Origin of the sequence: Shewanella sp. SW24, assembly GCF_025653395.1 — a bacterium.
GTDB classification, from domain to species: Bacteria; Pseudomonadota; Gammaproteobacteria; order Enterobacterales; family Shewanellaceae; genus Shewanella; species Shewanella oncorhynchi.
The window spans coordinates 1-22,028 of record NZ_JAKKSH010000045.1 but is presented as its reverse complement, the minus strand read 5'-3'; the positions used below and the strand labels follow the sequence as shown (position 1 = coordinate 22,028).

Annotated in this window: 18 protein-coding genes and 1 pseudogene; 6 read left to right on the top strand and 13 right to left on the bottom strand. The window is 47.9% G+C overall.

Going from position 1 to position 22,028, the window contains the following annotated elements; all coding sequences use genetic code 11:
• Positions 1–416: pseudogene (locus L5M17_RS21990) on the top strand (IS4 family transposase); the annotation flags it as partial.
• A 484-nt stretch (positions 417–900) separates the two neighbouring features.
• On the opposite strand, the gene L5M17_RS21985 reads toward L5M17_RS21990, so the two are convergent.
• The 13 genes from L5M17_RS21985 to mobI form a co-directional block, all read right to left on the bottom strand.
• Positions 901–1,203: a hypothetical protein gene (locus L5M17_RS21985; protein ID WP_263149177.1), complete on the bottom strand. Its 303-nt coding sequence runs from the start codon at positions 1,201–1,203 to the stop codon at positions 901–903.
• Positions 1,204–1,212: 9 nt separating this feature from the next.
• Positions 1,213–1,476 carry a hypothetical protein gene (locus L5M17_RS21980; RefSeq protein WP_240200025.1) on the bottom strand — a complete coding sequence of 88 codons (264 nt, stop codon included), beginning with the start codon at positions 1,474–1,476 and terminating at the stop codon, positions 1,213–1,215.
• A 6-nt stretch (positions 1,477–1,482) separates the two neighbouring features.
• Complete coding sequence (locus L5M17_RS21975) at positions 1,483–2,025, bottom strand: hypothetical protein (protein ID WP_263149175.1); 543 nt, start codon at positions 2,023–2,025, stop codon at positions 1,483–1,485.
• Positions 2,026–2,028: 3 nt separating this feature from the next.
• A complete protein-coding gene (locus tag L5M17_RS21970; protein WP_263149173.1) occupies positions 2,029–3,387 on the bottom strand; it encodes a TraB/VirB10 family protein in 1,359 nt (452 codons plus the stop codon).
• Between the two features lies 1 nt (position 3,388).
• On the bottom strand, positions 3,389–4,648 hold the full coding sequence (locus L5M17_RS21965) for a type-F conjugative transfer system secretin TraK (protein ID WP_263149172.1): 1,260 nt from the start codon (positions 4,646–4,648) through the stop codon (positions 3,389–3,391).
• A gap of 5 nt (positions 4,649–4,653) precedes the next feature.
• Positions 4,654–5,310: a TraE/TraK family type IV conjugative transfer system protein gene (locus L5M17_RS21960; RefSeq protein ID WP_140906557.1), complete on the bottom strand. Its 657-nt coding sequence runs from the start codon at positions 5,308–5,310 to the stop codon at positions 4,654–4,656.
• Between the two features lie 9 nt (positions 5,311–5,319).
• Positions 5,320–5,604: a type IV conjugative transfer system protein TraL gene (locus tag L5M17_RS21955; protein WP_263149170.1), complete on the bottom strand. Its 285-nt coding sequence runs from the start codon at positions 5,602–5,604 to the stop codon at positions 5,320–5,322.
• A 71-nt stretch (positions 5,605–5,675) separates the two neighbouring features.
• A complete protein-coding gene (locus tag L5M17_RS21950; protein WP_205403074.1) occupies positions 5,676–6,074 on the bottom strand; it encodes a hypothetical protein in 399 nt (132 codons plus the stop codon).
• Between the two features lie 113 nt (positions 6,075–6,187).
• Complete coding sequence (locus L5M17_RS21945; protein WP_259216138.1) at positions 6,188–6,823, bottom strand: DUF4400 domain-containing protein; 636 nt, start codon at positions 6,821–6,823, stop codon at positions 6,188–6,190.
• Positions 6,824–6,835: 12 nt separating this feature from the next.
• Entirely contained in the window at positions 6,836–8,710 is a 1,875-nt protein-coding gene (traD, locus tag L5M17_RS21940; RefSeq protein WP_140906554.1) for a conjugative transfer system coupling protein TraD, read from the bottom strand.
• Entirely contained in the window at positions 8,703–11,555 is a 2,853-nt protein-coding gene (gene mobH, locus L5M17_RS21935; RefSeq protein WP_259560901.1) for a MobH family relaxase, read from the bottom strand. Before mobH ends, traD begins: the two co-directional genes overlap by 8 nt.
• On the bottom strand, positions 11,555–12,274 hold the full coding sequence (locus tag L5M17_RS21930) for a hypothetical protein (RefSeq protein ID WP_259564230.1): 720 nt from the start codon (positions 12,272–12,274) through the stop codon (positions 11,555–11,557). The genes mobH and L5M17_RS21930 overlap by 1 nt, the downstream gene beginning before the upstream one ends.
• A gap of 9 nt (positions 12,275–12,283) precedes the next feature.
• Positions 12,284–12,775: a conjugative transfer protein MobI(A/C) gene (gene mobI / locus L5M17_RS21925; protein WP_263149167.1), complete on the bottom strand. Its 492-nt coding sequence runs from the start codon at positions 12,773–12,775 to the stop codon at positions 12,284–12,286.
• A gap of 645 nt (positions 12,776–13,420) precedes the next feature.
• On the opposite strand from mobI, the gene L5M17_RS21920 reads away from it, so the two are divergent.
• From L5M17_RS21920 to L5M17_RS21900, 5 genes are all read left to right on the top strand, one after another.
• Positions 13,421–14,488 (top strand): hypothetical protein, encoded by a 1,068-nt coding sequence (locus L5M17_RS21920; protein ID WP_140906551.1) that lies wholly within the window; start codon positions 13,421–13,423, stop codon positions 14,486–14,488.
• An 8-nt stretch (positions 14,489–14,496) separates the two neighbouring features.
• Positions 14,497–14,784 (top strand): hypothetical protein, encoded by a 288-nt coding sequence (locus L5M17_RS21915; protein ID WP_011711605.1) that lies wholly within the window; start codon positions 14,497–14,499, stop codon positions 14,782–14,784.
• A 98-nt stretch (positions 14,785–14,882) separates the two neighbouring features.
• Complete coding sequence (traF, locus tag L5M17_RS21910; RefSeq protein WP_208660813.1) at positions 14,883–15,878, top strand: conjugal transfer protein TraF; 996 nt, start codon at positions 14,883–14,885, stop codon at positions 15,876–15,878.
• The gene (locus L5M17_RS21905) at positions 15,875–17,269 is read left to right on the top strand and encodes a conjugal transfer protein TraH (protein WP_263149161.1); all 1,395 of its coding nucleotides are present in this window, start codon (positions 15,875–15,877) and stop codon (positions 17,267–17,269) included. Before traF ends, L5M17_RS21905 begins: the two co-directional genes overlap by 4 nt.
• 3 nt (positions 17,270–17,272) lie before the next feature.
• Positions 17,273–22,028: conjugal transfer protein TraG N-terminal domain-containing protein (locus tag L5M17_RS21900; RefSeq protein ID WP_263149160.1), on the top strand; the 4,756-nt coding region annotated here is incomplete at its 3' end.

Below are 22,028 nucleotides of genomic sequence, written 5' to 3'. Positions count from 1 at the left end.
CCACGGCCCGAACCAAGCACAACATCAAGCGCATTGATCGTTTGCTCGGCAACACGCATCTGCATCAAGAACGGTTAGCTGTCTACCAATGGCATGCCAGCCTCATCTGTTCTGGTAACCCTATGCCGATTGTGCTCGTCGATTGGTCAGACATCCGAGAGCATAAACGCATCATGGCTCTGCGCGCCTCAATAGCCTTCAATGGCCGCTCTATTACCCTGTATGAGAAGTCCTATCCCCTATCAGAACGATGCTCTAAGGCCTCCCACAACGGTTTTTTAGCGGACTTAGCCAAGATTTTACCTTTGCATGTTACCCCTCTCATCGTGACTGACGCGGGGTTCAAAGTGCCTTGGTACAAAGAGGTTGAGGCGCATGGTTGGTTTTGGCTAAGCCGTATTCGCGGTACAGTTCAATTATAGAGCTCGCGAAACTGGCGGAGCTGTGTTTTGGTTTAGTCTTCTTACCGATTAATAGGTAGTGGAATTGGAGTGTAGAATCTTTTGTAGTGGTCAAATAATTTTGGCCACCTGATTAGATGATAAAATCTGGCTTCATGCAGAAAACGAATGTCTGCAACTAAGGCAAAGCAGATATTCGTTTTTCCAATATCTCTGCTTTTAAACAACCGCTTTTCGCTCAAAGCCGACCTATAGAGTAATTACGTTAACACGTTTTGGGGCAAAAATGTGCTAACTCTTAATCCGCACATTCACCAAAAGAGCCAAAAAATATCAAACTATTATATAAATGATCAAACATTATTAAGAATTATCAAACTATTATATAAACGCACAACACCGATAAGGCCTTGGAGGTTTCCGGCATCCCAGGCATAAACAAAGGCTGGTCGAGTTGAATAAAAGATGTTGCTACGTCCATGATTTCCTTCTGATAACGTCAAATAGGTGTTGAGCTAACCCGTATTGGGTGATGTTGATAGGATTTAGCCAGTAAGCGGCTAATGCCCTTGGCCAGTTTTATTTCCCCTAAGCCCATAGCCTGCCAATAAAGGCAGTCAAGCGCCCCTAAGCAAAGCGCGATTTTATAGATCTCTTGTGACCGCTCAATGGCACGAGTTAACTCTGATTTGCTCGCGCTAAAGTGCCGACGTAAATGAACACGGATGGGACGCTGTTGGCGTAAGCCCATAACATTTTCGTCATCGCCGGTGATTTTTTTGGCTGCTTTCTTACTGGCCATACATCCTGCCTAACTGTGCTTTTGGGTGAGCAGTGACAATATGGTGCGCCTGATTGATTCAGTCTCACCAAATGTCGTTGGAATTGGGCAACGCAGAAGGGACTGCGCTGCCTCGAGGTGTTGCTGGATATTATCTGCGTTAATCTCAAATATGTTGATGGCTAATCGCAGTGAGTTTGGGAGCTCACCCAGATTGTGAGTCTCAATAATCTGGGCTAGCTGGTTTTGTTCACTAGCTGCCAACAACGCTTGAGCGATTTCCATGTCAGCCATAAACAATTAATTCCCGGCCATCTGAAGCAGCTGCTGTGGCGATGGCGGTACTTTGCCTTCGTCTTGGTATTCGCTACGAATTTGCTTAATGCGGAGCAACACCTCTGCTCTTGGGATGTCCATTTTGAACTCTTCAGGAATGCGCAGCGTCATACTGCTATCGATGATGAGGTATCCCATGTCAAAGTAGAGCTGCCCCAGTTCTTGAGCCGCCGAGCTTAAATCCGCTTGGTTAACCGATTCCTTTGACCATTGCTGAAACATCTCACCTAAATCTGCGACTACGATTTTGGATTGAGTATTGGTTTGTTCGGCGCTTACACCCGTGCCAAAGAAGCTCATGCCAAATTTCATCACGCCAAATAGCAGCACTAGGCCTGCCATCACCATGATCATTTTGACGGGGGACAAGCCCTGCGGAGCCGCGGGTGTCGCTGGCGTTGGCCCAGCGACGGATTGTGCAACCTCAGCGGGAGCGGCTTGCTCTGGCTCAGCCAGAGCGCCGATAGTCGGTTCCAATTTTTCAGAATTTACGTTTTCGGTTGTCATTGCTTAACCCTTGTATTTGAGGCTAACACCGCGTTGAACAATGAGGTCAACACCTTCAATACCGCCGTGCATTTCCAGATACGGTCTGGCTTCGTCGGCTAACTGCAGGTAGAAGTCAGCAATCTTGTCGAATGCGGTACTTGAGCCACCAGCAAGTGAGCTGGTCGCCGTGTTTTTGAAATAGGTGCCGTCATAAACCACATCACCAGACACTCGATTGGTCGCGGCTTGTGTGAGGGTTTGGGCGCCAGTGCCATAGATGCCTGCCCAGAAGGATTGCTTCACCACTTCACCGTAGAGTGTTACTAACTTGGCTGGGATACCGCTATGACCGTCTTGGCCTTGCACTGCGGCAATGAACGGCTGCTCAATCGCACGACCTTTCTGGTCGATACAGCTGATACTCTCAGCGCGGATTTCGACACGACGGGTACTGGCACTACCACGGGCCGCGCCAATCACGGTACAACCCACTAGATCGATAGTGAAACCGTTAGGCATCACCCCAACGTCTACGATTTTTAATAAAACTGGAGCTGGGTTTGATTGCGCCGATGAGCTGGTAGGTACATGTTGACCCGTAAGCAAGACGGTTGGTATCACTGTGCCAGCTGACAACCATGTCTCAGGCTCTTTTTCAGTTTTCTTGCTAGAACCTGTGTTCTCTTGAGAAATCGCTTGTTTTGCTTTGGCTGCGACTTGGGTTTTGGCTGTTGACGCATTACCAGCATTTGCTTCATCACCTGTCGCAGCGGCCTTGCCTAAACTCACGTCACCACGGTTCATGGTTAAAGGCTTTGACACTGGCGGGGTCATGGCGACATTCGACTTAAGGCCTGCCATTGGGTCTAGGCTAAACTCGGTACTTGGCAATGACGGTGCTTGCTGGGCGATATTTTCTGGTCGAGCTCCTTTCGTGCTCACACTGTCTCGAGCTGTTGCGGCATTTTTGCTTTGTTGTTCAACCAGCATTTGCATTTGATGCGCGATGGTCTCGAGGCGCTTTTGTGATTCAAGCTGAGACATTTGCAGGGTATCGACCTGTTGCTGAATCCGCTTTTCACTGGCTTTTTGCTCGGTGTACTGTGCATCAATCGCTTTTTCACGCTCTTGAATTTTCTTGCGCATCGCAATGAGTTGGCCGGAAGTCTGAGTGGACTCCAAGCGCTCACTGCCCATGGTGCTCATAAACGTAGGCTTCGCCCTGACGGGGGCTGAGCTGGCTGGGGTGTCTGGAGCCGAAGGGAAAATAGCTTCCGCCAAGAAATAGGCAGGCAATGCCATTAACACGATTAATGCGATAGTGCGCTGGTTCGATGGAAGCGCAAGCCACTTGCTTTTTAAATCCTGTAACGCTTGCATGTTAACCTCCTACACGGCTACGACGTGGAACTTTCATTTGGCGTTCGAAGTAGCTGCGGTCACGCAGAATGTACACTTCGGTGCTTTCCCTTGGGCCTAATGTCGCTTTATCTAACACACCAACGGCCATCACATCTTCACGACCTGGCCCCATGCAGGACTCGTCGCGGAATGAACGTAAGCCATTGACATCGTTTCTGACCTCCATGATGTCAACGACCAATTTGGAGCCAATTAAGCGTTGTTTCACTTCATGGTAAAGCGGGAGCATTTGGCGAATATCGCACGGGTAACGCACTTCCGCCGGAATGGTGTCACCTTCAAGTAGTTCGTAACCTGCAGGAACTTCGGCTTTGGCCACAATTTCCAGTAACTTCATTACATCGTCAACATGGCTGTCAGCGACGGGCTGGTTATTAGCAATACGCTCACGCTCTGCTTGTTTTGCCGATTCCAGCTCCTTAGCTTCGTTCTCGCTGTAGATAGACACGGCTTGCAAAGCTGCATTACGTTGACTCGCGTTATAGCTAACGGTTAACTCCACGAGCACTGGTGGGACGTTTAATGGCACCAAGTAGAGTGATACTGCGGTCTCAGGTGCGCCATCTTCTTCAACTATCAAGTCAATCGCGCCAGCGTTAACGCCAGGTGTGACGTACACAAAACCTTGCTCACCGTAAACCAGCGCCGCATCACTCGGTACTGACGTTGTTATTTTGGCGTTTTTGAACGAGGTCGCGATTCGGTTAGTGGTTGACAGCGAAATTGGCAATGTCGTTGTGCCTCCGGCTTTCAATGCAATCACTTGATGGCTTTTGTACTGCTTGCGTAAGTAGTCCATTGAGTCATCACGACGGCTAATGACTTCTCCGGCATTGGCAGGGGAGATCGCCGTCGGATTAACAGGGCTCGCGCCGCCGTAATTGGGGACTTGTTGATGCTCTGTCTGTTGCATTGGTTGCTGCGCTGGCGGCTGGGTCACTGGATGTTGATTGAGCACTTGTTCATTGGCCGAAACCTTTAACGCAGTTTGGGTACCAATTTCTTTGCTCGTATCGATGGCCAGAGGTTGATTCGCATAAGGGCTGTTTAGTTCAGCCTGTAGCTTTTCTTCTGCTTGATTGAAATCAGTACCCAAAACAGGTACTCGTTGCGGATTCACCGATTCAGTCGGTAACGAATAAATGTCATCGTCAGCCGCAAAAGCAGGAGTGATCATTAATGTCAGAAGGATTGCAGTTGAAAGGGGTCTTTTATTCATAGGTCTCACCGTGACTCGATTTTAATCACACTGTCTTTATCCAAGGCCGTTGTTGCGTTTTTGCCTTGGAGAATTTCACGCTCACGTTGAGCAGGGTTAACAGCAGCTGGATATTGTTGAATATCCAGAATCATGGGATTGCCGTTTCGGATCCCGATTTTTAATTCAAAGGTGTACGCAGTAGTATCAGCTGCGCCTGTTTTTAATGAGGTTGTGGTTTGTTCACCCACAACCCATACGTAATCTGTGACAGATGAATAAATCGCGTCAGACGGGACGAACTTCTGACTAACCCCCCTAAGCGCCATTTCTTCGATAGCTGCGGCCATCGTGGCTTCCGCTTCATCGGGGTTAAGTTCTAACGGGATCATCTTGGTCACCCTGTCGATTACGAACTTAGCATTCTTGGGGGTGATATTGCCGATGATGGTTGCAATCATCAGGCCCCATTGGATTTTGAATTCTTGAGTCACGCTATTGCCGTTCATGACAATCGGCTCTTTAAAGTCGTTTGGCATGACAATGACTTCGGTCTGCTTGGTCATCACCATGAACAGCAAAAGCACCACGCTAATGCTTAGTGCCAGATTAGAACGACCTATGTTTTTGTTAGAGATATTGAGATTGTCGTAACTCTCTTTAATCTTCGATTTCCAAAGCATGTTGACCTCTCACTTAATTAATCGACGAATGGCTGGTGACATGAGGGTTTCCGGCCCTTTGGAAATCCACAAACCGTTTACCCATAACAGATGCTTTAATACGCCACGTCCAAACTTTTTAAACAGTGTTTCTACTACGGCCATGCTGGTAATTGCCGCGATAATGCCTAAGTTGATGTGACCTGATGCAAGACCAAAAACCATCACAATCACCGCCAGCTTGATTGAGTCCCAGTGGATAGTTCCAACTTTGATAGCGCCGTTACAACGCTTAGGAAATCTCGCTTCATTCATGTCTCACCCCTTGAAAAAAAAGGGTGCATATTAGATTGCACCCTTCCTTGATACCGCAAAAATTGTCGCTATTAGTGCACTAGGCCAGCTTTCAGCGCTTCTACGGTTACAGTTAAGCTGCCGTCGATAGTTGTAGGCGCGTTAGCCAGTACCAGAATTACGACAACAGAAGCTAAGAAACCAATTAGGTTTGGTTTAATCATTGAGAATGCGATAGTGCCTAAAATCGACAAACCCATGATTGCCTTAGCCGGCGCACCCGTCATTAAACCCTTTACCTCGTCCCACATTTGGTCGAAGAAAGTGTGTAGGGTCGCGCCAGATGCTGATACCGCACTTGCTTCTCCAGCAAACAGCAATGAGCAAGCTACCGCGACAACGATTAGGGCGAAGAACGCTCTTACGGCAACAGGGGCTTCTTTAAACTGCTGGATTAGTCCTTTCTTTTCGGTTTTAGCGCTTTGGTTCATTGTGGATCTCCGTTAAATGTGACGGTCAAATTTTAACTGTTTGCGTGTTACTGTCAACACGTTATTTATATTGTGAGCGCTATCTATATCAAAGATAGCACACGGAGAGGTGATTACATGTTCTTCGCGCTGTTAGCCAACGTAGTTTTGAGTAACCAGCCGATAATCACCGCTGCAAAAAGCGGGAAAAGCGGGAACAGCTCATTGGAGATAAATGCAGGCGTAACGCAGTAAAGCTCTAACAGAATTACCACCAATATTCCTGACCAAAGAGCCAGTCTGAAATAGCCAGTTGATGGTGCGGTAAATTCATGTTGCTTAATTTTACGTTGCATTAATCCGTCCACAGCTGATGCGGCAATCAACCCAATGGCCATCCAAAACCAGAAAATCAGCAAGGATAGTCTCAGTAAGCACTGATACCAAATGGTCTTGATGTTTTGAGAAATCCGTGTAAGAGGGGTACGCCATAGTTGATCCCCTTTTAAACCAGTGTCCTGATGATACTGGTCAATGAACGCGGCTAAACCTGATTTCACCATCGTCGCCTCGTACCAGCCTTTCGCCCTAAACACCACAACCATAGTTGCCTCCGTGCTAATGGCCTTTTCTATATTTGAGATTTCCTTCCGTAACATTTCGTTATGCTCTTGGGGCTGCATGAAAATCAGTACGTAAATACTGATTAACGCTCCAACCGCCAAAATTAACCTGCCGTGCAGGGTCTTACTCTCAACTACGCCGTCCATAATCAACACTCACTACAGTAAAATCGGAATACGACATTGATAGGTCTTACCGTTGGCCAGACGTGCGACGTACTGCAACTTAGGTAATTCCGACATCAATGAAAGAGGGTACGCTGGCTTGTCAGCTTCCATAATCCGCTCACCCACCGAGCCCGAGTAATTGTGGAGCTTACTGGTAGAATCGGTGTTAGAGCTTAACTGCCATTGCTTTGACTTAATTGGATACTCCGGGAGTAGCGCCGCAAATCGCTCCCTGGTGATATCATCTCGAGCTCGCAGACAGAACCAGTTAGCGGTTAACGACAAAACACGGCTCGCTACTGCATCACCGGCTTTATCAATCAAATCGGGAACACCCTGAGTAGATAGGTGCAATTCAAAGCCTGCACCACGACCCATCGCGGCTAAGTTAATTAGGCCGTCGGAGAGTGCAGAGTGGATTTCGTCACCAAACACCGACACACGTACCCCTTTACCGCCTTCGTAGTTGTAACGTGACGCAGCTGCCGCGCAGGTATCTTCCATAATGAGTTTCGATACAGCTGCTGAAATTGCAGGGTTACCCGATGAATCGGTGGCGATGTACAACACGCCGCCCGTATCAATGAATTTCTTGATGTCGATAATAGGGCGCTCGTCATCCGTATCATTCGGATCAGGGCTTAACATCTTGTCCAGCGGCGCAGCGGTTAACTGGGTTAACATCGGCTTGGTGGTCGCTAACATCTTGCTTTGGTGAGATTGGTCGTGCGTTAAGAAACCAATAAAACTCGATACCGCGTCTTCACCTTTGTCGTCAGGGATTAACACCTGTTGGTAGCGCATGATTAAACCCTGTAGCAAATTGCCGCGGCCTTCCTCGGCAATTTGGGTCGCCATGTTCGCGTACCAATCGGGCCCGTAATGCATAGTCATAATCTTGCTTAAGGCTGCTAGGGCCAATTCGCTTTTGCGGTTTAGCATGTAATCAGCGACCATCTTGATTGATGGTCGCTTACCGATAAAACGTAATGCTTCAGCCGTGACGTAGAATGAGTCCCAGGCATAGGAGCGAAAACCCTCAGAGCTTCCTGAGCCTTTTTCTAAGACGTTCGCTAAGCGCGATGCAATCTCTGTTGTCACTGTGAAGTTCACCAGTGGGTCAATTCGCACTGATTGACTTGGCTCAGCAATGTTGAAGTAATAAAACGGGACGCCTAAACGCTTCGCTTCTGCGCGTAATCTGTTCTTCCAGTTTGGATCGTTCTTAGGGTCTAACACTAATACAGAGTTACCACGGTAAAGGGCGCCAACACTGTTAAGCGTTAACATCGTTGTTTTCCCGGCACCAGGTAATCCGGTGTAGAAACTATGAGACCAGAATAGCGAAGCATCCAGCCACAAATCCTGCTCGTCACCACACCCCTGAATCCACGGCCGACCTTCTAATTTCTCGGTATCTGCTTCGACTTTCTTCAGGGCTCTACGCACTGCCCAAGGCAAGAAACCCTTAGCGTGTTCTGGGCGTTTACCCACCAGCTGATAAGCTCGGTTTGCTTCGGTGATCGTCCACTCAAAGCCGCGACCAAAGAAGGCCTTATCCCTCTGGGTTTTGCTCAGATCCCACAAAGCGCTAGATTCAATGAGGTATTGATAGTTATATACCAACTTAATCTGGCGACGTATTTGCGGTAAGGCTTCTTTTAAGCGCTTAACCGACATACCCGCTGTGGCCGCAATAACCGAAACTGCGACCATCGATACATCGTGTCCACTTACCCCGTGGTATACCCACGAGCCTGCCGTGAACAAGGAGGCTCCAGCCCAAGCATAACTGGATTGGATTTCATAAATCGGCCTATACATGTTCTCCATGAATAAGCCGTTAGTCTCGATGCTTTTACTCATGCTCTATTCCCACTGTCTCAAATACCATCCATGCAACTTGGTTACTGTCTGTCGCAATTGAGGCGTTGTCGCCTGCTGTGCGCTTGAGGCTAGTCGCCTCTTTTTTTGCTAACCCTACTTCTTGCTCGTAAGTGGTTAACGCGAAACTTTGGATTCGGATCACCCCAGGGCGGAGGTCTATACCGGACTTGCCTGCGCGAGCCATCGCCCAACCAATGAACACTTGCAACTCAGGCGGGTACTTGCTCTTTTCCTTCGGAGACTTGTTACCCGTGGCGACTTTTAGCTGTGAAAGTGTCGATACCTGCTCGGCAGGAGGGGTAAAGCTCGCAGACGTGGTGGCGGGCTCAACGGCAGTTTCAATGGCCGCTTCAGCGACGGGGACGGTAGGTTCCATGTCAGTCGTTAACATCGATAGATCTTCCGGCGTAAACCATGGCAGCTCATTCTCCGGCGTGGCCAAAGACATCTCCCCCGTGTACTCGGACAACGGTGGAAGTTCGTCAGTCATTAACGAAGATAAATCTTGCTCTGGGACTTCTGCCATTAGGCTATCTACCGCGTCATCAATGAACGACGGGGCTAAATCAAACTGACCGCTTGATTCTGGTGATACTTCGTTAGGCATTAACGGAGATAATTCTTGCTCCGGGACTTCTGTCATCGGGCCATCAATCACATCATTGATAGAAGACTCCTGCTTGGGCAGGTTATTCGGCTCTGTAATGACCTCGGTGGTTAGGGCTTTATTCTTTTGCTTTTTGGCTTTGCGTTCATCGGCCTTAGCTTGAAGCTCGGTCAGCATGTCACCCACTGGCTTGGCAAGAACGTCGGCTAGCTTCAGCTGGTAGAACTTTTGTTTGTTAACGACATGAATAACTTTACGCGGCGCTTTAGGGTCTGGAATAAGTAACTTGTTATCCATCAAATCCTTCAGCACGGCACCCTCGTCAAAACCAAGCCCTCTCATTTGCTGGTCAATTTCTTCGAATAGGCTGGTATTCAATGTCAGCACGTCACCATCCAGCTTTGCTCGATGTAGTGTGTTGTTAGCCGTTAGCAGGTATTCGATTATCAGATCAATACAGGTCTTGTCCTTCGATACTTCTGCTGGCATTTCTTGGGCTACTGGCTCATTTATCTCTACTGCCGCTTCCACTGATTCACTAACTACCGGAGTGTCATTCATGTTCTTAAACACGATACCCTTGGTGTCTGGTGCTGGAGCGCTGGTATTGGATTGCTCTGGCTCTTCCTTAGATTCAGCTTGCGGTTTCTTTGGCGCAGGCTTACTCGGCGTTGGTGCTGGTGCCGGAGTGTTGGTGTTCGCCGGAGCTGCTTGCTTCTTCGGTTTCTTTGTCTGAGCCTTACTTTGATTTGTTTGCGACCCATTCTGCTGTGCCGGTGTTACCGCAGGAGCAGGGGTTGACGCAGGAGCTGGTTGGGTTGGTGCAGCCGTGTTGTTAGCCGGAGTTTGCGGGTCTGGCTCACGGGTATCTGTCAGGGTGATTAGCCCAGTATCGGCGTAATGGATTAACAGTGAATCGTCACGGGTTAATGAGATTTTCCCATGAATGCCGCGTTGCGGAATCTCCTCGCCATAGACGATGCCTGCCCATTTTGGCTTAACAACTTTGATTGGCCCTGCCGTCCACTCTGGATTCGTAACTGGGTGCAAGTGGCCACTGGTGTAATCCTCAAACAGCGGCTCAAATAACTGACGCTCTACCAGCATCTCAAGCATTTTTCCGACTTGCATTGGGACGTTAAAGCCATCTTCCTTGAGCGATGACATCACTTTGTTGAAACTTGCTGGGTAAGACACGTACACATCTTCGGCGCCCAGGCACCAAATGTCGGCTTTCTCTTCGTTAACCTTCCAGCCGCGACGCATCATTTGTAAGCGCTTAATAAACGCCGCTTCCAGTGGCATCTTGCGAGCACCGGTTAATCTGTCCCATTGCCACATCATGTCTTTGTGGACGGAACGTGCTTCGCCTTTTTTAAGACTGTCTCTAAGTGAGTTATTAACTTCGATACTGCCGGACAAGGTTTCATAGATGGCGACCTGAAGGTCATCTTGAGTGCCAAATAGATACTGCTTCGCTGCCTTGGTCAGTACAGTGTTAAGCATGGATGATGCAAGCCCAATGTGCTTGCCGTGACGGTCTGCATAGTTCCACGTCACTTGATAACGGGATACTTGGTTGCGCCCTGACCAATCATAGATATTTTCGAGTTGTGGGTTCCAGACTGAATCATCGGCCTGCACGGTCATGTCATGTAGAGCTTTACCGATGTCATGCACTAACCCAATTACCCACGCCGCATATTGCCAGCGGATTTTCTTACCGTGCAACTCGTCGGTAAATTTGGTCTCTTTAATATCAACCGACGCCATGTGACGCAGGGAGAACAGAGCCACCTCTAGACTGTGACGCGCTAAACCACCAACAGCCGCGTGATGATGGTTTTCTGAGGCTGGGAGTAGGTGAGCGTAAGAAAGGAAATTCGCTACCACATCCCTAACCAATGTCTGTGCGTTATAGACTTGGTTGTATTCAGATAGGTTGGCAGGATTGAACGTGTCACGATGAATATCAGTCAAACCCAGTTCACGAATCGACATATCAATTAGGTCATTATTGGATTTAATGATTCTCGCTTGATTCGCTACTGCTACACCGTCAGCTACGGGAGGGTAGAAAGTCTCTACCAACTCTTCGCTGACCGCTTTAGTCTCAACCCCACCAACAGCCATCCGTACCGCATTCTTATCTGGGGCTTTGCCATCCAGTAAGAAGGATCGAACAGCCAAACTAACTAGCTTGGCTATTTTCTTCATTATGCGTTCACTACCAGTTTGCCGGAATCCTGCTCAATTTCTTCAGCGCCTGAGTCGTCATTGGCTGACCGGTCATCTGGATTGTTGCGGGTGATGGTTTGCATGATTTTGTTGTAAGCGTCTAACGAATAAATTCCGCCCTTACGGTCAGCTGAATCTGTAGCTACAGTTCTCATGCGACCAAAGAAACGAGTCATGGTGTTCATCGCTATACCGCGACTATTGTTGCTGACTGACTCAGAAATCACGCCAGCTAACCAGAGGTTTTCAATAGCTGCGATAGATTCATCAATCTGGGAAATTACGTCGATTACACGCCAGTAGATTGGGTGCTCGATTTGAAATGTCACGCTGAACGATTCTGGTGTCACCACGTCTAAATCGGCATTGTTGCCAAGCGAGGTAGACAACTCATTGTTGTGGATTGTGTTGAGAAGGGTGCTGCGACGAACAGCTTCTTCTTGCTCAGCTGCAAACCACGCATCTAAACGGTCACGGATTTCTTTGTTGTTAGACGTCAACACAAATAGACCAGCGATACGGGCGATGCTGTATTTGATATTCTGCTGACGAGCATCATTGCTAAACAGCTGCTGGATGGCGCTACTCTTGAAATCCATTTCCTTCAGAATGAATTTACGCTGCTGAACTTGACGCACTGCAGATGGTTTCTGAGTGCGCTTTGATGAAACTTGTGGGTTCTCGTTGGTCTGACTCATATAATCCTCCTAGGATTGTTTTCGCTCTATGCGACGTAGTTTGATTTTTGCTTCATGTAGACACTCAAGGGTTTCTCTCAACGGAGCCAATCGATTCTCTGTGTCTTCAATCATTCGTGCCTCCCACTCTGGGGATTTGCGGGTTAACTGGTCTAAGGTGTATCCGCGCTGGGTCGGTTTAACGTCATCGCCCCAAGACTTGCTGATGTTTCCAACTCGCCCTGGTCGATACCTCGTCCAGACCAAATACACCTTTTCGTTTTTTACAACGACCCTGGGTGCCATCTCACCGCCACTAAACTTCCCACCGTCATCACTGCGCAACTGACGGTTTGAAGATCTCCATTTCAGCCAGTAATCATCGACTATGACCTTTGCCTGAAACTGAGCGGCTTCAATCAACCCTTCTAGGCTTCTGATGGTATTCGCCAACTGGAACCCTAATGCGGGTACGGGCTTCCCGTTCTCAGAGCTACCCGAAGTACCTGAGTAGTCATTCATTCATTTACCTACTGTTTGTTCGTCTTCAGTAATCCGTTTTCGGCCTACGGGGACAACTCATGCAGAAATTCAGTTCGTTGGCGAACTCGTGTCTGTCACCGTCCGTTATTCTGCGAGCTGAGTTTGGGATAAAATCCCAGGTGCCTCCTGTGTTAGCCATCCTTTGATGATTTTCAGTTCGTTGTCCAACTCATGCTTTTCGCGTGATATACACACCGATTCACGGGCAAGCCCCCTGAGAAATCCTTTCTCACGTCTGCGATTCTGTTGGCCACTTCAGGTTTTCCCCCAGTTCGTGAGCCAACTTGTGCATTCAGAGCGTTGATTTGCTGATTTTGGAAGCCGTTAAAACTGCTTAATTTCGAAGAATCCAGAGTAGGAATTTCGCTACTAAGCCAGACTTAGTTGCACTTCAGTTCGTTAGCCATTTCATGTTTTGATTAATTCACTAGCGACATGTTGTGGATAACAAAGTGCATAATATACACACAAAATAAATAATACACGAGCTAAATATATTGTGTATTATGTAGATCCCAGATTGGTATTGGAATGGTAAGAATAATCTTCCAGAGCAAGCTGGAAAGGTTTTGGAAGTCTCTTAAAACCCCAGATTGGGGGTCATTTGGTGTGGAGTTGGTATTTATGAATAATCCCGTCATCATCACAGTCGATGTTGGCTATGGCACAACGACTTGTGTACACAAGGAATCGCTAGGCAATTACTCAGTGAAGACGTTCCCGTCCCTGCCTATTCCGATTAAATCGGATATTAATCTGGGTTTAGCAGGCGAGGAGCGCGATGTAACAACCGTGGAAGTCGATGGAATCACCTATGAGGTTGGTTCGGACGTAGGGACCTCGGTCGGTTCGCGAAATGTTCGCGTTCTCAACACCGAATCGTTTATCACGAGTGACCGCTATAAAGCGTTATTGTTTGGCGCCCTGTCATTTTTAGGCAAATCAAATCACATCGATATAGATGTGTTAGTGCTTGGTCTGCCAGTGAGTGTCATGTTCAGGAAAGATGAACTCGCCAAGATTTATACCGGCACTCACCAAATCACCCCAAGTCGCAAGGTCACCATTCGTCAGGTCTTGGTTTTTGAACAACCGCTTGGTGCGTTGATGTCATTTTTGCGCCAAGGCGGAAATGAACGCTTTGCCCAGTGCAAAGATAAAACCATGCTATCCATTGACCCAGGTTATATGACCACCGACTTCATTACGTCGAAAGGATTGAAGGTCAGTCCAAATCGTTCTGGTGATTCTGAAACTGGGATGTCCAAAGTGATTGGTGCAGTCGAAGTCGCGCTGCGCTCGCAACTCGAAGGTTTCAACATCAAACAGATTAACCCAGAGTTGATCGACCAAGCCTTTATCAGTGGTGAGCTTAAGCTGTACGGTAAAGCGATGAAATTCCCTAAGTGCGATCTGTTTGATGTGACCAGCGCGATTCGGTCTGTTACTGACGAAGCATTAACAAGTGTCGTCAATAAAGTGGGTGATGGTCAGGACATTGACCTGATTATTGTCTCCGGTGGTGCCGCAGCGGTATACCTGCCTTCGATTCAGCGCGCATTCCCTTTCCACAAAATCGAAGTCGTTGATGACTCTCTGACAGCTGTTGCCCGTGGCTTGCAAACCGCAGGCGAGCAATTCATTCGTGGAGCCATAGCGCGAGGTGATTATCAAAAGTTAAAAGCAGTCTGAGGTGAGGGATGCCCAAAACAATCGAGAGACACATTCGGATTGCCGATGATACTCACCCGCTAATTTTCGCTCATTTAGATCAGTTTGGGCCAAAGGCACTGACCCGCGAGATGATGACCCTGATGGAATTTGGATTAATGGTGAGACAGCAGGGATTTAATCTAGGCACTGTGTTGGCGCCGAAGGTAGAAGTCGAAAGTGAAAGGGAGAAAGTGGAAGCAGATGCAGAACCTCGAAGTCCAATGGAAGATGACTTTGATATTAGTGATGATTTTTTTGTCGCCCGAGAAACGTGAAAAACAATAAATCAGCCGCCTGCAATTAAGGCGGCTTTTTTTCATCCAGTGAGGCGTGATATATTCAGCCTATGGAATATAAAAAGTGTGTTGGTGTTATGAAAGTAAATAAATTGATGGCTTTGATTTTTGCGGCTCTGGCTCTGCCAGTTGTGGCAGAAGATCCTGCAAATAGCAATGATGGTGGTAACTTCTATAAACAACGCGAAAAGGGCTGGTATTGGCACGAGTACATTCCTGAGCCCGAAGAAAAGGAAGAGGAAGAACCTATTGCGCCAACGCCATCTTCTGCACCAACTGAGACTGAAACGAGTAAAAATTCAGTAGAGGCCATGAGCGTTAAGTGGTTCCAAGAAAACTTGCCCAAGGCAAAGGAGTTGGCGCTTAACACTGGAAAACCAGAAGACGTTAAACGCTACCTTTACATCCAGCGTGCCGCAATAGATCGCGCCAACCAATTTGCCGCTACTTATATTTCCGAACAAATGTTTGACCCTTACCTCGATGAAGGGTTACGCCGTCCTGAAAATGACGTGACGCTGCAAACTTTCAAAGGCGCTCAGTCTGAAAACCAATGGAAGTTAATTGAAGCCATCGGCAAGAAAGCCACCCTCATTTATTTCTACGGCTCTCAGTGTCCGTATTGCGCAAAGCAAACTCCCTACCTAATCCGTCTGGCAAAGGAGTATGGATGGTCGATCATGCCTGTTTCTCTCGATGGCGGCACCGTTCCAAATGATGACTTTTTAGCATTAGGCGATTATCGAGTGGCGACTTCCGACATGGCGCAGCGCTTCGACGTCTTGGCGACACCAACACTGTATCTAACCAACAACACGGGTGATTACTTCCTGTTGAGTTCTGGGCTAATCGGCATGGATTCTCTCAGTGAAAGGATCATAGAACTCGCTAGCCGCGAGAAAATTATTAGCCAAGCAGAACTTAATAATGTGAAGCAGGTACGAGCTCTTTATATGACCGATGCAGAAGCCAAGGTTGACACGCAAAAAGTGTATGAAGACCCAGACTACCTCATTAACAAGATGCGGAATTTTATGCTCGGAAAACCTGATAGCGAGGGTGAACAAGAATGAAAAAGAAAGTTATAGTTGCTTTACTTTGTTGCCCGTTATCAGCTACAGCTGCTAGCGGGTTAAACAATTTATGGGATCAGATGTTGTCTGCCAGCTCCGGTGCAACTTCATATTCAGGCGCTAAACGTGACGGATTTTCTCTGGGGAGTGCGTCGGTACGGATTAAAACCACTAACGAAAAGATTGTGGCGGTTAGGGCTCCTTACCTTCAATCATCCTGCAAGGGGATCGACTTCTTCGGTGGCTCACTGTCCATTATAAAACGTGAAGAGCTTGTTCAGATGGCAAGATCTATCGCCGCCGCCGCCCCGATGTACGCATTCCAATTAGCAATGGGAATGTTATGCCCGGACTGTAATGCAATTCTCGCAGACCTAGCGAAACGCCTCAATGCGTTAAATGATTTTATCAGCAAAGATTGCGAGGAATGGGCTGATCTGGCCGAGCAACAGTGGCCATCACTTCAGGTACAAAGTGACCGTAAAATGTGGAAAGCCTACAATGATTCGACTGGTGCTTGGTTTGATTCATTCGCTTCATCGACGGTTGAGCGCAGTTCAATAGACTCCCACTCGAAAGCCGCACAGTTGACTCAGGCTGGCGACGAGATGCAGTTCAACTCGGTGTATGAAACCTTCATGCAGTCTAAAACTACCGTCCCAACCCTATCCTCAGACAGCCATGTCGTCGCTCAAATGTTAATGACTATTTTAGGGACTGAAGTTTATAAATTCGACAGCACATTAACTGCATCGGCTTCAGCAGGAAGTGATGCGGTCAGTAAGTCATTTAGCCCACAAGTTTCATTGAAAGACTTGTATCAGCCTCAAGCGACTACATCAATGGCTGTACCTAAACAAATGGTGGTCTGTGAGCAGGCCCAATCTGCCGATAGCAAGTGTCTATCGGCTAAGGTCGCGACTGTTCCAATTAGCGATACACGCTATTTGGATTCGTTCTATCGATTTTATGGTGATGCAATTTGTGGCTTAGTCGATTCTAACTTAGTCGGTTCGAGCATCATGGCCATCTATGCTCAGAAAGGAAATTATAGTGATTCTCAAGCACAGATCATGGCCAATATGCGAAGTGAATTTGAAGACATTATTAAACGAGCCTCAACAATCAATGTCATCAATACAGGTAATTGTAAGTTTATCTCCGAAGCGATGGCCATAGATGCAACCCAGCAGTTGCTCGACGGTCTACGAATTGCCGCGAGTAAGATGGCTTCGACTGATAAAGGTCAGCGCGGCGCGTTTTCATCTAAGTTGTTAGAGAAAATCGATGCGCTGAGCCTTGAAAGGGAAGAAATGGCCAACAGAAGACGTGAAATGGAGCAGGAACTATTAAATCAGATCAACTTTCGTGCAAGTTTGAGAGGTAAGTAATTCATGTTAACTATCTACTCTCTCGGTGACCTCGATTTATTGATAAAGATGGCGCAATCGGCGGAATTGGCATTCAGTGATGGCGGCATTGCAAATAGCAATCTTATTGCGATTGGATTGGGTATTACCCTGCTAGTATCTGCTTTCAAGCAAATTTTTGACCCTGATAAATTCCATGTAAAGGAGTTTTTCATCGCCTTGTTCACTTACATGTTTTTGTTCACCCCGAAGGTGGATTTTTACGTTGAGTCAGTCAGAACGGGCGAAGTGTCTCAGTCATTTACTTTGCCATTTGGGATTGTGGCGCCTGCTGCATTAGCTACCATGATTGGTGGTGGTTTTGCTCAAGGTATGTCAGAGGCCTATTCCAGTATCACGCCTAATTATGACACTGAGCCTGGCACCAACATAGACCCTCTAAAAGCGTTACTTAAAGCCCGATTTGTCGGCACTTCTGAGGCAGATGCGAGTTATCGTTCTGTCGGTGAAAATTTGGGAGCGTACATTAAAAACTGTTATTTCGAAGACATTCGAAACGGTAAAAATCCGACGGGGCAGGCTGTACAGGAGGTTCATCACGACGAGAGTGTCACTGGGGCGTTTGACTGGACTAAATTCAAGGTAACCTCGGGAAGCTGGTTTACGCCTTACTACGATGTTAACACCAAGTCCTACACAAAAATTACCTGTGCCGATGCTTATGCCAAGTTAGGAAATGATCTCTCTGACAGTAGTCCTTGGGCCGAAGAAATGAAGGGGCGAGCCGCCGTACTTTACAATATGGCAGAAGAGTCTCAAGTTGAGAAAGTCTTCGAGTCTTTAACAGGGGATACTGCTAACCTCATAAATTTGTATCGAGCCAACTTTGTAAAAGCAATGATGGCCAAAGTTGGGGCTAGCTATGTAGAGTTAGAGCCCTCTGAACGATTGGCGTTTCAGCAAGAATTTGATGCGATTCAACAGCGTCACTTAAGCCAAGCAGCGCAGTCTTCATTTTTCTTGGAAACTGCCCCTGCACTTATCACTTGGTTTGAGTGTTTTATTTTCCTCATTGCTCCGCTGCTTCCGGTTTTCCTGACCTTCGGCTCCAAAGGGATCATGATGGCCGGAAAGCTCTATTCATTTCTACTCGCTGTGAACTTTTGGCCGATTATCCAAGTCGGCGTCAACATGTATACCAACCACTATTTCAATAAGCTGATGTGTTCTCTGCCAGGGAATGATTCGAGCTCGGTTCAGAACTGCATGATTGCGCCTAGTATGCGAAATTGGAGTATCGATTCTCTTGGGGGGATGGATAGCACCTACACCACACTAGAGACTTTCGTATCTCAAGCGGCAATCATTCAAACGATGGTGCCAGCGCTGGCTATGATGATTGTCTTCGGCGGTGTTCATACTATGATGGGGGCAACACAAAAAGCCCAAATGGGCGCCAACATGGATGCCAAGGGCGTATCACCACAGACGGTCAATAGCGATGGTAAAACCGTTTCGTCAGGTGGTTATAGTCAGACAATGACATCGAATGGTGAGTGGATGGAAAGCCGTCAGGGTGCAGGTAATATGTCTTCCATTAGCACCGGTGGTTCAACTTACAATGCTCAACATGCTGGTACTTCAGCCGTGGCCCTAGCGGAATCAGGTGTTTCATCTCTAACTTCATCTAAAACCGCAGCGCAACAAGATCTCGCTGCCGCGAATGAGAGATTACAGACCGCTATTGGTACTGGTAACGCCTATCAAAATGCCCATCAAGCAGGTTTGGGGTTTGAAGAAGCACGCGGGTTTGATGTAAGTCAGCAACTCGGTTCGCAGATGGGTGTTAGTGGTCAACAGGCCCGTCAGCAGATAATTCAAACCTTATCACAAATGAGTGAGCAAGAAGCAAATCAATTTGCTCTTAAAGCTGGGTTTTCTGTGGGGGCCGGTCAAGGAGTTTCAACTAATCCGCTCACAGCATTAATGAAAACCTTGGGTGTTAACGCAGAAGCCGGTGCATCTTGGTCGCAGACGCAAACGAGCATAAAAACGCAGCTAGAGTCAGAAGGAGCCAACAAAACGTCAACGCTAAGTTCAAGCCAGCAAGAAGACGTAGCAAGGGCGTTTAGAGAAAGCGATTCGGCCTCTAATCGTAAATCCTATAGCGATTCAGCAACTGATACTTCGTCAGCCAGTTATCAAGCAGCTAAGGCTCGAGATGAAGCAGCTACCAGACAGCAAAGTATCCAACAGCAATTACAGGAAGCAGAGTCTCGGTCTCGTGAAGTTCGTGACGGTGTAACATCATCGGGAGCGGCGGGTAGCAGTGCAAACATCAAGTTTGGTGAGATTATTTCTTCTAGCAATCGTGATTTGATGTCAACGGCGAGCAACTTGGGCAAGATTGCACAGAATGCAGCTGATGGCGCAATGCGTGGCAAATATGGAAACGATTGGGATGCCGCTACTAACGGCGTGGATACGCTCGATTTCAAAAGCACAATGAGTGCTTTAGATGCTAAAGCCGCTGGGGCTGGGGCTGGTACAGCAGAAGAAGCCAGGTTTAATGCGATGAAACAGGACTATGCCGCTAATCAGTCATTATATGACGTGGCACGAGACAAGCAGGCGCTACAGAGCATTGTGAATGATTCGCAGACGATGATGTCCGCTGATGGTAGACCTATCCCCATTCAAGATATTGGTTCGATCGCTGACCGTGCCGTAGCCAAGTTGTCGGATACGATGGCCCGAACTCAATCAGAACCGATTAAGGCTGACGCGGTTCGCAACCTTGCTACAGGTGCCGCCATTGAATATGCTGCGTTAAATGGAACTGCCAATGGAAATGAGACCGCTAGAATTGTTGGCGCTCAATTTATCGCTGTTGGTCAGGCGCAGATTAAAGACTATGATAAGCCAGCGTTAACTCCTGAGCAACAGGCCTTCAAATCTGATACACAGAATGGCATTAATGCAGCGGGTCAACGTATCAGCTCAGAGGGCGCCAAATTGGAACAAGAGGCGGCTCAAAGAGCGAAGGACTATAAACCTTCTATAGATGGTTACCGCAACCAAAATCTTCAGTCTCCAGCTAAATGGACGCCTGATCAGCAACATAAACTTGATAAGTTGGACAAGAGTGTTGATGACCTATGGAAACAAATGCAGCAAAGTGAGGCTGTGAGTGGGCCTGCAGGGGTAAACCAAATCATCGACACTGTAGCGCAAGAATTGAAGTCAGGGACTTATGGGGCAGTATCACCACAGGTTATTGACAGAGTTGCTGAAGTGATGAAAAACGCCAGTAACTCACCCGCAGAGTTAGGTCGGATGCTGAATGATTATACAGATGCAAAATCTAATTATTTCAGTGGCGATCGTGCAGCTCAAGTCGCCCCAGTTATCTCCGCAATGGCCAACACTGTTGATGGTTTATTAAGTAAGGCCATCAACAGCGATCAATTAAGCCCGAGTGAGAAACCTTACTTCCAGAATGCTCAACAGGCCTTTAGTGGTTTGAATGATGCCTATTCTGCTAAAGTAATTTCGGATAGATCTTCAAGCGCGGGTAATGCTGCAGCGCAAGTTATTTCATCTTTAGGTTCTAGTAAGGACCCTCAAACTCAACAGGCCGTGGCTCTGGCTTCGACTATTGCAGCGGAAGGGACAAGTGCTAATCCATTGCCAAACGCGGAATTTAGTCGGTACTACAAGGAAAACAACCCTACTAAGGAAGACGTGTTAGGTATGAGGTTAGTCACGGATCGTGCTCAAGGCATCGTGACACAGGCAATGGGACAAGATGGATTATCTGAACCTGTAAAACAAAGGTTGGCCGAAACCCTACAAGGATTGCAGGATTTTAATCAGAAATTAGCGGTATCACTCAACTCTGACGCACATGCAAGAAATAGCACAGGTTATGATCATGCAACAGCTTATGACGATGCAACTCAAAATAGCCCGGCCATGAGTGGTCTAAGCTCAAGCGAAAGGATTCGAGCGATGGATGGTTTCAACCGGATAGGAGTGGGAGAAGGTTCAACTCAATCTAGGATGGAGAACACCCTATTTAACGGTCAAGGTGCGAACATGCAACTTGAGTCCATTGCCAATAAGATGTCGCCAGAAGATAAAGCCGCAATTTTAGGATCTCTTCCGGATTCGGTAAGGTCGAATGTAGAGCGTGGCATGGAATTAACTGCAAGCAATTCATCGCCATCAAGTGAAAAATTGCCCATAGGTGAGACACAATTCCCATCAAGCCCAGTGGCTTCGGCTCAAGGTGACACTGTGAGCCAACAAGTCGCAGCGCCAGCGGCAACGGTTCAAGGTGACACTGTGAGCCAGCAAGGCGCAGCTCCAGCGGCCATGGCTCAGGGTGACACGGTGAGCCAACAAGGCGCAGCCCCAGCGGCCGCAACTCAAGGTGATGCGCTGAGCCAACATGGCGCAGCTCCAGCAACCATGGCTCAGGGTGACACAGTGAGCCAACAAGGCGCAGCCCCAGCGGCCATGGCTCAGGGTGACACGGTGAGCCAACAAGGCRCAGCCCCAGCGGCCGCAACTCAAGGTGATGCGGTGAGCCAACATGGCGCAGCTCCAGCAACCATGGCTCAGGGTGACACAGTGAGCCAACAAGGCGCAGCCCCAGCGGCCATGGCTCAGGGTGACACGGTGAGCCAACAAGGCGCAGCCCCAGCGGCCGCAACTCAAGGTGATGCGGTGAGCCAACATGGCGCAGCTCCAGCGGCCATGGCTCAGGGTGACACGG

Bases quoted from the DNA above. Each gene is read 5' to 3' on its own strand.
- mobH (WP_259560901.1), bottom strand. From the start codon at position 11,555: ATGAAGAAAATAGCCAAGCTAGTTAGTTTGGCTGTTCGATCCTTCTTA.
- L5M17_RS21915 (WP_011711605.1), top strand. From the start codon at position 14,497: ATGCCCAAAACAATCGAGAGACACATTCGGATTGCCGATGATACTCAC.
- L5M17_RS21970 (WP_263149173.1), bottom strand. From the start codon at position 3,387: ATGCAAGCGTTACAGGATTTAAAAAGCAAGTGGCTTGCGCTTCCATCG.
- traD (WP_140906554.1), bottom strand. From the start codon at position 8,710: ATGAGTAAAAGCATCGAGACTAACGGCTTATTCATGGAGAACATGTAT.
- L5M17_RS21955 (WP_263149170.1), bottom strand. From the start codon at position 5,604: ATGAATGAAGCGAGATTTCCTAAGCGTTGTAACGGCGCTATCAAAGTT.
- L5M17_RS21980 (WP_240200025.1), bottom strand. From the start codon at position 1,476: ATGGCTGACATGGAAATCGCTCAAGCGTTGTTGGCAGCTAGTGAACAA.
- L5M17_RS21975 (WP_263149175.1), bottom strand. From the start codon at position 2,025: ATGACAACCGAAAACGTAAATTCTGAAAAATTGGAACCGACTATCGGC.
- L5M17_RS21930 (WP_259564230.1), bottom strand. From the start codon at position 12,274: ATGAGTCAGACCAACGAGAACCCACAAGTTTCATCAAAGCGCACTCAG.
- L5M17_RS21965 (WP_263149172.1), bottom strand. From the start codon at position 4,648: ATGAATAAAAGACCCCTTTCAACTGCAATCCTTCTGACATTAATGATC.
- L5M17_RS21985 (WP_263149177.1), bottom strand. From the start codon at position 1,203: ATGGCCAGTAAGAAAGCAGCCAAAAAAATCACCGGCGATGACGAAAAT.
- L5M17_RS21905 (WP_263149161.1), top strand. From the start codon at position 15,875: ATGAAAAAGAAAGTTATAGTTGCTTTACTTTGTTGCCCGTTATCAGCT.
- L5M17_RS21945 (WP_259216138.1), bottom strand. From the start codon at position 6,823: ATGGACGGCGTAGTTGAGAGTAAGACCCTGCACGGCAGGTTAATTTTG.
- L5M17_RS21950 (WP_205403074.1), bottom strand. From the start codon at position 6,074: ATGAACCAAAGCGCTAAAACCGAAAAGAAAGGACTAATCCAGCAGTTT.
- traF (WP_208660813.1), top strand. From the start codon at position 14,883: ATGAAAGTAAATAAATTGATGGCTTTGATTTTTGCGGCTCTGGCTCTG.
- L5M17_RS21960 (WP_140906557.1), bottom strand. From the start codon at position 5,310: ATGCTTTGGAAATCGAAGATTAAAGAGAGTTACGACAATCTCAATATC.
- mobI (WP_263149167.1), bottom strand. From the start codon at position 12,775: ATGAATGACTACTCAGGTACTTCGGGTAGCTCTGAGAACGGGAAGCCC.
- L5M17_RS21920 (WP_140906551.1), top strand. From the start codon at position 13,421: ATGAATAATCCCGTCATCATCACAGTCGATGTTGGCTATGGCACAACG.